General features: G+C 40.6%; 16 protein-coding genes. All 16 read right to left on the bottom strand.

Annotation, left to right across the window (positions count from 1 at the left end; translation table 11 throughout):
* Positions 1–86 precede the first annotated feature (86 nt).
* Complete coding sequence (locus IJT21_07715; protein ID MBQ7578134.1) at positions 87–590, bottom strand: hypothetical protein; 504 nt, start codon at positions 588–590, stop codon at positions 87–89.
* A gap of 3 nt (positions 591–593) precedes the next feature.
* The gene (locus tag IJT21_07710; protein ID MBQ7578133.1) at positions 594–986 is read right to left on the bottom strand and encodes a Lar family restriction alleviation protein; all 393 of its coding nucleotides are present in this window, start codon (positions 984–986) and stop codon (positions 594–596) included.
* On the bottom strand, positions 983–1,348 hold the full coding sequence (locus tag IJT21_07705) for a Lar family restriction alleviation protein (GenBank protein MBQ7578132.1): 366 nt from the start codon (positions 1,346–1,348) through the stop codon (positions 983–985). The genes IJT21_07710 and IJT21_07705 overlap by 4 nt, the downstream gene beginning before the upstream one ends.
* The gene (locus IJT21_07700; GenBank protein MBQ7578131.1) at positions 1,345–1,542 is read right to left on the bottom strand and encodes a hypothetical protein; all 198 of its coding nucleotides are present in this window, start codon (positions 1,540–1,542) and stop codon (positions 1,345–1,347) included. The genes IJT21_07705 and IJT21_07700 overlap by 4 nt, the downstream gene beginning before the upstream one ends.
* Complete coding sequence (locus tag IJT21_07695) at positions 1,539–1,727, bottom strand: Lar family restriction alleviation protein (GenBank protein ID MBQ7578130.1); 189 nt, start codon at positions 1,725–1,727, stop codon at positions 1,539–1,541. The genes IJT21_07700 and IJT21_07695 overlap by 4 nt, the downstream gene beginning before the upstream one ends.
* Entirely contained in the window at positions 1,724–2,221 is a 498-nt protein-coding gene (locus IJT21_07690; protein ID MBQ7578129.1) for a hypothetical protein, read from the bottom strand. Before IJT21_07690 ends, IJT21_07695 begins: the two co-directional genes overlap by 4 nt.
* Complete coding sequence (locus tag IJT21_07685) at positions 2,218–2,403, bottom strand: hypothetical protein (protein ID MBQ7578128.1); 186 nt, start codon at positions 2,401–2,403, stop codon at positions 2,218–2,220. The genes IJT21_07690 and IJT21_07685 overlap by 4 nt, the downstream gene beginning before the upstream one ends.
* Complete coding sequence (locus IJT21_07680) at positions 2,403–2,894, bottom strand: helix-turn-helix transcriptional regulator (GenBank protein MBQ7578127.1); 492 nt, start codon at positions 2,892–2,894, stop codon at positions 2,403–2,405. Before IJT21_07680 ends, IJT21_07685 begins: the two co-directional genes overlap by 1 nt.
* A gap of 64 nt (positions 2,895–2,958) precedes the next feature.
* Positions 2,959–3,141 (bottom strand): hypothetical protein, encoded by a 183-nt coding sequence (locus IJT21_07675; GenBank protein MBQ7578126.1) that lies wholly within the window; start codon positions 3,139–3,141, stop codon positions 2,959–2,961.
* Complete coding sequence (locus IJT21_07670; protein ID MBQ7578125.1) at positions 3,131–3,922, bottom strand: phage antirepressor KilAC domain-containing protein; 792 nt, start codon at positions 3,920–3,922, stop codon at positions 3,131–3,133. The genes IJT21_07675 and IJT21_07670 overlap by 11 nt, the downstream gene beginning before the upstream one ends.
* Before the next feature lie 127 nt (positions 3,923–4,049).
* Positions 4,050–4,190: a hypothetical protein gene (locus IJT21_07665; protein ID MBQ7578124.1), complete on the bottom strand. Its 141-nt coding sequence runs from the start codon at positions 4,188–4,190 to the stop codon at positions 4,050–4,052.
* A 24-nt stretch (positions 4,191–4,214) separates the two neighbouring features.
* Positions 4,215–4,490: a hypothetical protein gene (locus IJT21_07660; protein MBQ7578123.1), complete on the bottom strand. Its 276-nt coding sequence runs from the start codon at positions 4,488–4,490 to the stop codon at positions 4,215–4,217.
* 12 nt (positions 4,491–4,502) lie between these two features.
* A complete protein-coding gene (locus tag IJT21_07655) occupies positions 4,503–4,985 on the bottom strand; it encodes a DUF669 domain-containing protein (GenBank protein ID MBQ7578122.1) in 483 nt (160 codons plus the stop codon).
* Between the two features lie 468 nt (positions 4,986–5,453).
* Complete coding sequence (gene galU, locus IJT21_07650) at positions 5,454–6,326, bottom strand: UTP--glucose-1-phosphate uridylyltransferase GalU (protein ID MBQ7578121.1); 873 nt, start codon at positions 6,324–6,326, stop codon at positions 5,454–5,456.
* A 70-nt stretch (positions 6,327–6,396) separates the two neighbouring features.
* Positions 6,397–7,329 carry a substrate-binding domain-containing protein gene (locus IJT21_07645; GenBank protein MBQ7578120.1) on the bottom strand — a complete coding sequence of 311 codons (933 nt, stop codon included), beginning with the start codon at positions 7,327–7,329 and terminating at the stop codon, positions 6,397–6,399.
* A gap of 92 nt (positions 7,330–7,421) precedes the next feature.
* Positions 7,422–8,411, bottom strand: a complete 990-nt coding sequence (locus tag IJT21_07640) for an ABC transporter permease (GenBank protein ID MBQ7578119.1) — start codon at positions 8,409–8,411, stop codon at positions 7,422–7,424.
* Positions 8,412–8,421 lie beyond the last annotated feature (10 nt).

The raw sequence follows: 8,421 nt of genomic DNA, 5'->3' as shown, positions 1-8,421 counted from the left end.
GCCGACAAGTTTTAACACATCTTCACGCTTTGTAGCATCTCCACACATTAATTTATGCCTGCCGAGATTTACAATTTCGCCGTACTTCATTCTCTGTCTCCTACATTGATTATTTTTGCCAAGTCCCAAATTTGACCCTCGCTGTAATGAATGTGAGTTTCTTTGTTCATCATGGCTGCATAAATTATCGAAGCATCAAAACGTATCAGCTTATTAAACACGTCAGATTTCTCATTCCCGAAGAAAACGAGAAAATAACTTTGTGCACCGCCTTTAGCACAATTCATTAAATTTATTGCCTCGCGCATTGTCCGTGCATTAATTTTTTCTCCGATAGCGCCCGTGTGCAAAATCTGCCATTCATTGACTCCGGACATATTTTCTTTCGCGTCAAAACAATGTATCTGCCCATTAATGAAAAATTCATAGTCAAACGGCTCACCCTCAAGATAAAAACCGTCATAAGATCTGCGCGGGTGATTCTTGTGTGCATGACAACCCATTGAATTTAACTGCGTGCAAATATCGTCTAACCATTTTTCGAGGGCGGCTCCTTTGCGGGTTATTATCTTCTTCATTTTTCTGGCCATTGATTAACCTCCTTGTCGGGTATTCCAGATATTTATAGCATCAATAAATGACACACATTCAATCGTACGGGATCCGCAGTGATTGCAGACAACATAAAAACTTCCTTCTGACTCTGCAACCCTCGCTTCATAACCGCAAAAAGGACAGGACTTAATATAATTTTTCGCGAAATTAGAAATTGTGTCCTGACGTTTTTTATCTTCGGAACGTTTAATTTTATTCCAGTCAAAAACTGCCTGAGCTTTATTATCGCACTCGAGAGACCTGCACCCGCATTTAGCACACTGTACACAATAATATTTTTTCGGGTTATATCTTGTGTAAGAATCTGACCTAATGGAAATAAATACATCGTCATGATTACACATTGGGCACGGTTTTAATTTTTCGTTCATGATTTGTCCTCCGCTCGTGTGTTCCATGCGTCTATTGCTTCCTGCTTAGTGTTATAATTTTCTTTCTCGATAGTCAAGCACTCATAACTATTACTGCAAATAACGCTATAACTACCGCCTGAATAATCTATTAATTTAGCTGCACTCCCGCACATGGGACATGATTTCAATTCGCCATTCATAATTATTTTTTCCGGGCGTGAGTTCCATTCATTAATTGCGTCTTCGGGCGTGTCGTGTTCTTGAGTGCAAGGACTAATTTTACATAACTCATTAAAGCAGCTGACGTAATAATATATTCCAGCGTCTATTAATTGCGGTTTCTTCCCGCAAAATGGGCACGGTTTTAATTTTTCGCTCATGACTTGACCTCCGTAAAAAATCCAATAGTTTTTGTACCGCAAAGAATAAATTTTGTTACTCCCGATACAACCTGCATTGCTGATTCTTCATTATGTTTGTATAAAAATTTTTCAAACTCTTTCAGCACCGTTATAACTGCCGGACCGCATATGCACAAACGCTTTAACTGGTCATTATTTAATTTTTCGCTCATGACTTGTCCTCCGCTCGTGTGTTCCATGCTGATATAGCTTTTTCACTTGACAAATAATATTTCGTGCATACCCCGCAATAACTGCATGTAACAAAATGCGAAATTTCCTTATATACTGTGTCATAATGCGTCATTAATACTGCTTCACACCCGCAAAATGGGCACGGCTTTAATTTCTCGCTCATGACTTGACCTCCCTGGAAATAAACAATTTGACTTCCTGATCAAGACTGCTGAAAAATTTTGCTATCCCGCTCGTATGCACCTTTTGAGACTGATTCTCAAACATTGCAGTGTAAAACTCGAATACTTTTCCCGTGAGACCATTAATGATTACTTGATAACTTTGAGGGTTCGCAATTGATGTCTGCGGGTCTTCATGAGTGAGCGCCGACTCATAAAACCATTTTTTAAATGCGCTAACATTATTTTTTTTTGCAGCATGATTTATTATTCTCTTGATATCACCTGCAGGCAGACAAAATATCCAGATTTTTGAAGGTAAACTCACGCGTAATATTTGTCTATGCATTTGGAGAATATCTATAATTTTAGTTACTGTCGCTACATGATAACCCAAACACTTTATAACATCACGCACACAAAAATATCTTTCGCCGAAATCGTCCGTGTAACGCAATTCTTTATTGTCATAATATAACTTTTTTATGTTGCTCATCCTAAGTCCCTCCCGACACGGCCTGTCTTCCACCTTTTATACACAACCTCACACGATATACTCGGAGCTGTCATGTAACCGCATACATTGCAAATCCCTATATAAGACTCGCGCCCATTTATAGTTTTCCAGATTCGCCCATTACCTCCGCAGTGTTTGCATTTTATTAATCTCACACTCATTAATAACCGCCTCCATTTATTTTTTTGAGAGTCTCACCCGTCGCAGACTCGTAGCGCGCCTCTTCCTCATTGAGATAATCCAGCAGCATAGCAAGCAACCTCACACTCTTATGATTAAATCTCTTGTTTAACAAATGACTTATCCCAGAGAAACAATAACCTTTTATTCTGGGAAACTCATAACGGGTTATGCCCAAACGCTTCAATCTCAACCGCACTGCATTAAAATTTATTTCCTTGTGAAAGACTTTGTAGTTAATGCTTTGCGATAAATCATAGTTAAAGAATTTTACTAATTTCATCAAATTTTTTAATCGCGGAAAAGAAAAACAGCGTCTATACTCCTGCAATGAAGATCTTGATATTTCTATGCGTTCTGCTAGTGTGCTAATATCAAAACCGGCCTGCTTCATTAACCCGCCTAAATCCCGCATAAATTTCACGGTGTATTCATCATGAGCGCATAAACTATTTTCCAACCTGTTACGCAAAATTTTTCTCTCCTTTCTTGATGGGACAAAGGAGAAATAAAAAATCTCTCCCCCATCAAAAAAATTATTTCTTCCTTCGTCTGTGAGTGTTCCAATGTTCTAATAATGTCATTGGAAAACGATAACGCCAAGTCTCATAATCACATTCATTACACTTGATTGTGAAATACTCAGTCTCCGATAAATACTTCAAGACAGATAAATTTGTGCTCCCGCATTCAGGGCAAGGTAATATTTTAGTTGTCATTTTGTTCTGCCTTGTCGATTTCATAAATCAGCGGAAAATATTTCTGCATGAACTCTTCCGCTAGCTTGCTCAAAAGTTTTGGCGTTACCTTCACAGTTACAGCACAGTTATTATTGAGGTTCGTTATCTCAATGTTAAAAAATTTCGCCTGCATTGCTTTGCTGGTGGGTTTATTCCATTGAGACCCCTTGCGTGAACATAATAATTTTTTATCGCGTAAATGACGGTATAACAAATTTTGCCCAATCGGAATCCCCTTTTGACGCAAAAAATTTGCAGCATCCTGGACTGTAACTGCCCCCGACATTGCGTACACTATTGACCCTAATGCGGTTTTCGGACGTGATTCATCAATTGTGTGCTTCATGCGCCTGTTTTCTTCCTGCAGCTGTTGAATGCGGGTGATCATGTATTTTATTGTATCGGGATTGACGGAATAAACTCCGGTTTTGCGAATTGACGGTAACACTTCACGACGCACCCATCGGGAAAAATTTTTTGCCTCAAGTTTTCTACTTTTGAACACTAGTGCGTATACTCCTGATTCCGTGATAATTGCCATATTTGGATTTCCGCCCTTTGTTGAGGTTCCTTCAGAAATTCTGAAGAAACCCTTTTCATCATCATCTAGCGATCTTAAAGCCTCTGTTACATTTGCTAATCCCAAAATGTCACAAACGTCTTTGGCAACAAACCATAATTCATTATTCCGCTCGATAACTCGAACTTGACAATTTTCCTCATAATTAAAAATTTGGAGACTGTTATTTTTTTCCTGCATTGTTAAATACCTCCGCTAAAGTTTTTATTTTGCTGGTGAGTTCTTTTGCTGTAAAACTCGCCTTGCTTACTCCTTCACATGCGACAAAATCCAAAATGTTATAAATTTCAGGGAACATGCACATTAACTACGCTAATTTTTCATAATCGGTGCGGCCTATCACGTTAATAAACTCGTTTTTATCAACAGGCCCAAAGAAAAATTTATAACTTTCTTCCTTGTCTGAGCGTGAATAAACGTAATCCCAATTATTTAACAAAATCTGCAAAATATTGCTCCCCCTTTCTGAATGCTAAAAGATGTTGTTGATTTTTCCTTCGAGTAAATGGACTAACTCTTGAACATCGGCTTTATATTTGCATTGAATTGACGGATCTTCTGCGATTAAAGACAAAAGAGTATACATTTGGGGTGCAGCTGTAATTAATACTGCCTCGCGTTCGAACTCGCCTTCAATCATTCCCCACGCGTCGTATTTATCTTTATACTTATTGCCAATGCAGAGAATATCTTTCCCGTTTTCCTTCTTAAGGGTGTAAAACCATGCGCCTTGTGCTATATTCAACATGATTAGACCTCGTTAAAAAATTGGTTCGCTAGGAGCGTCAAAGACAGAATCGGGGTTATTAAGGTCAGCCGGCTGGGAGTTAAGTTGCTGTTTGTTAAGAATGTATTCTTGAACATTTGCATAAATTTTGCCGTTTGCATCATTTTTTTTGTGCGAGATTTTAATCATGCCGATTTTGTCGATTAAGATTTTTTCGTCTGCGAGAGTCTGCACAGGATTGACGCTAAAACAATTGCACATATCTCCCCATCTTCTACGGACCCAGTCATTGCGATAGTCTGTCGGATTGGTAGGAAAAGTGAAATACTCGCGTACACGGCCATTAACTCCGCTGCATCTGAAAGTAAGAATTAATTGCGGTTCGCCTGTTTTGGATGAATATTGTTGCTGCACCTCGATAATTTTTGCTTTGTAGGTGCCTTCGGGGACGAGTTCGAAACCGTTTGACTCGCCGGGTACGTATTTACTTGCGTCGAAATTCCAATTTATTGACATTTTTTATACCTCCGTTTTGCTTTCCTGACTGCGCCGGCGAAAATTTTTATTGTGAGATATGTATTTTTCTGATTACGTCCTATCCTCTACACCGTTTATATTTCACGGTCAAATATCATGAGAGAGCTTTACACTTTCATGTGTCCCATAACATACGTGCATTTATAATCATGCCCGCGAAAAAAAGGCCTGGCACGCGCGCGTACATACAACAAATTTTCTGTAAATATTCAAGTCTTAATATGCAAAATCTAGTGCCGGTTGTGCGTCATCGGCTGCTCTATGCATAATTTGCGGTGCTGATACAAAAAGTTTTTACTGCTATTAAAGTGTGCTGACTATATAAGCTCAACAAAATATTTTGTCATAGTCTTCTGAAAATATTTAAATATGTAAGGAATAAATAAAAAATGTCCCCGCCAAAACAGGGACGAAATTTTTCAATGCGAGATATATAAATATGAAGAATTATTGCGATTCTTTCACAGCGTCGAGAATGACATTTTTCAATTCCGGATCATCAAGAGCAAGTCTCACATTAGCACTCAACCACCCTTTTTGTGTCCCGCAATCAAAGCGCCTCCCATTGTAGACCACTCCCCAGACAGGTTCATTTTGCGCTAAGACCTTCAGTGCGTCCGTTAATTGAATTTCACCGCCGACCCCCGCTTTTAACTCTGCCAAAATCGGAAAAACAGTCGGTGATAAAATGTAACGTCCCATGATTGCTAAATTGCTGGGAGCCTCGTCTAAAATGGGTTTCTCGACCATGTTTATAATTTTGTGAATGGTGCCTTCCTCGATGGAAAATTGACTCTCTGCAATGCCGTAGCGCGAGACTTCTTCGGGGCTGACCTGCTCAAGGGCGATAACACTTCCTCCCATGCGCTCATGAACTTTTTTTAGCTGCAATAAAACAGGGTCTCCGCCATCATTGATAAAAACGTCGTCAGGCAATGCAACACAAAAAAATTCGTTCCTGCACACCGGCTCGCAGCACAAAACCGCATGACCCAACCCAAGCGGCTCACGTTGCCTGATATATAAGATCTCGGCCATGTTCGAAATTTTTATAATCATGTTGTAGAGTTCATCTTTACCGCGCGATTTTAGCAAGTTCTCAAGCTCAAATGATCTGTCAAAATAATTCTCGATTGAACGTTTTGCACGGCCAGTAATCATGATAATTTCATCACAACCGGACGCAAGAGCCTCTTCAACGCCATATGAGATAATAGGACGGTTAACTAACGGGAGCATTTCTTTAGCGAGTTCCTTTGTAACCGGCAAAAATCGAGTGCCCAGCCCCGCAACAGGAAATAAACATTTTTTGACGCTCAAATTAAATCACTCCTTCCGAATATAAAAAATTGCCCCCCGCTTTGAACGAGAGGCAGAAAAATTTTAATTCTTACTTGAACTCTGCGACGTTTTCTTTCGTAACTGTAGATACACCTGTGTCAACGACTGCACCGCCTAAATCTTTGCCGTTCTCAAGGTCGACAACTGCATCAATAGCAAGTTTGCCCATGATCTGGGGGTTCTGTGCTGCAAATGCTAATAACTCGCCGCCTTCAACGTGTGCAATGTTGGAGTCTGATTTGTCCCAGCCTACGCAATAAATGTTCATGCCGTTGTTGATTGCGTCTTTAACAGCTGCTGCGCTTCCGTTAGTTGCGCCGTCGTTAGTTCCGTAAATAGCGATTACACCGTTGTTGATTAAAGTGTTTGCGAGCTCCTGAGCCTTTGAGTTATCGCCGTCTGAATACTGTCTTTCACCGAGAACAAATTTTGTACCCTTGAAGACTGATGCAAAACCGTCATATCTGTCCTGGCATGACTGAACACCTGCTTGAGCGTCAACGATTCCGATTGTGCCTTCTGTGATGCCCTTGTCCGCGAAAAGTTTTGCAAGATATTCACCGATTTGCTTTCCGCCTGCAAAGTTGTCAGTTGCAAATGTTGCGCTTGCCTTGAGTGTTGCGGGTGCGTCGACGTAAATAATCTTAATTCCTGCGTCAAGAGCTTCCTTTAATGCACGGTTTGCGCTGGTGCCGTCATTGCATGCGATGATGATGTAATTAACGCCGTCAGCTACAGCATTCTGAATTTTCTCGATCTGCTGCTGATTGTCCTTTGTCTCGGGTGCAAGCCATACCATAGTGATTTCGTTTCCGGCCTTGTTGAGCTCGGCGACTCTTTCTTCTGCTGCATTCTTGAGTCTTACCCAGTGAACGTCCATTTGATCCATTGTGATAAGACCGATTTTCGTCTTAACGCCTGCAAACGCGCTTGAGCAAAGAACTAACGAGAGAACGAGGGCAACTGCTAATAACTTCTTCATGAAAAACTTACCTCCGATTAAAAATTTTTATGTTAAATTGTGTAAATAATGCCATAAAATAAATTTTTTATTACCAGCAAAATTAGCTATTTTTACGCTGCTTTCTTCTTTGAACCGATCATGCCGTTTCTGCGCATAATGTCAAACAAGACGCACGCCACAACTATGAAGCCGATAATAATATTTCTCATTGCAACAGGAACATTCGCGAGAGTCAAGCCATTCTGCAAAATCGCCCATACTGACGCACCGGCAATAACTCCGACCAGCAAGCCCGAACCGCCGAGAGTGGAAATTCCGCCGATAACTGCCGCTGCAACACCGTACATTTCGTAACTCATACCGGCCTGCATTGATCCCATACCAGCCGCCGCCATCGTGATTAATCCCGCCATAAACGAGCAGAACGCCGATATAGTATATGCAACAGTCGTAGTCTTGAACACGTCAACGCCCGAAAGTCTTGCAGCGTCAACGTTTGAACCGATCGCGTAAATGTGCCGTCCCGTAGCAGTGTAACTCATCAAATAATAGAAAATAGCCCAGATAATTAAGCAAATTATAACGCCGTAATATAAATAGCCGACTCTGTCATAATAAAATACGTCCCTGAATAAATCTTTGAGTCCGCCTGTACCTATATCGCCGGTGTTGTAATTATTATTCACAAGCTGTGCAACGCCTCGGCATATAGTCATTGTTCCAAGTGTGCCAATGAACGGGGGGAGCTTGAATTTTCCGACTAACACGCCATTTGACAGACCTACAAGCAAGCAGGCAATCAAGTCTATAATAATCGCTAAAATTACGTTCATGCCGTTGCAAATAAGAGTAGCAGAAATCATCGCTGACATTCCGAGAACTGAACCGATAGACAAATCGATATTTCCTGTGATACAGACAATGCCCTGACCGATTCCGACTAATAAGTACGGACAAATTGAACGCGATAACGACATTAAATTATTCTGCTTGATAAAATTCGGGTTCATGCCCCAGAAAATGAGCATTAAGACAACAACACCGATAAAAGCCGTAACTACAGAGGCTACACCTGGTTTCGATAAAAAGCTGCGTTTCATTTAATTATCC

Source organism: Synergistaceae bacterium (genome assembly GCA_017443945.1).
Classification (GTDB): Bacteria; Synergistota; Synergistia; order Synergistales; family Aminobacteriaceae; genus JAFUXM01.
Note: the sequence above shows the minus strand (reverse complement) of the source record. Positions and strands in the feature narration are given on the sequence as shown.

Bases quoted from the DNA above. Each gene is read 5' to 3' on its own strand.
- IJT21_07655 (MBQ7578122.1), bottom strand. From the start codon at position 4,985: ATGTCAATAAATTGGAATTTCGACGCAAGTAAATACGTACCCGGCGAG.
- IJT21_07685 (MBQ7578128.1), bottom strand. From the start codon at position 2,403: ATGAGTGTGAGATTAATAAAATGCAAACACTGCGGAGGTAATGGGCGA.
- IJT21_07660 (MBQ7578123.1), bottom strand. From the start codon at position 4,490: ATGTTGAATATAGCACAAGGCGCATGGTTTTACACCCTTAAGAAGGAA.
- IJT21_07700 (MBQ7578131.1), bottom strand. From the start codon at position 1,542: ATGAGCGAAAAATTAAATAATGACCAGTTAAAGCGTTTGTGCATATGC.
- IJT21_07675 (MBQ7578126.1), bottom strand. From the start codon at position 3,141: ATGACAACTAAAATATTACCTTGCCCTGAATGCGGGAGCACAAATTTA.
- IJT21_07705 (MBQ7578132.1), bottom strand. From the start codon at position 1,348: ATGAGCGAAAAATTAAAACCGTGCCCATTTTGCGGGAAGAAACCGCAA.
- IJT21_07640 (MBQ7578119.1), bottom strand. From the start codon at position 8,411: ATGAAACGCAGCTTTTTATCGAAACCAGGTGTAGCCTCTGTAGTTACG.
- IJT21_07670 (MBQ7578125.1), bottom strand. From the start codon at position 3,922: ATGCAGGAAAAAAATAACAGTCTCCAAATTTTTAATTATGAGGAAAAT.
- IJT21_07715 (MBQ7578134.1), bottom strand. From the start codon at position 590: ATGGCCAGAAAAATGAAGAAGATAATAACCCGCAAAGGAGCCGCCCTC.
- IJT21_07690 (MBQ7578129.1), bottom strand. From the start codon at position 2,221: ATGAGCAACATAAAAAAGTTATATTATGACAATAAAGAATTGCGTTAC.
- IJT21_07645 (MBQ7578120.1), bottom strand. From the start codon at position 7,329: ATGAAGAAGTTATTAGCAGTTGCCCTCGTTCTCTCGTTAGTTCTTTGC.
- IJT21_07710 (MBQ7578133.1), bottom strand. From the start codon at position 986: ATGAACGAAAAATTAAAACCGTGCCCAATGTGTAATCATGACGATGTA.
- IJT21_07695 (MBQ7578130.1), bottom strand. From the start codon at position 1,727: ATGAGCGAGAAATTAAAGCCGTGCCCATTTTGCGGGTGTGAAGCAGTA.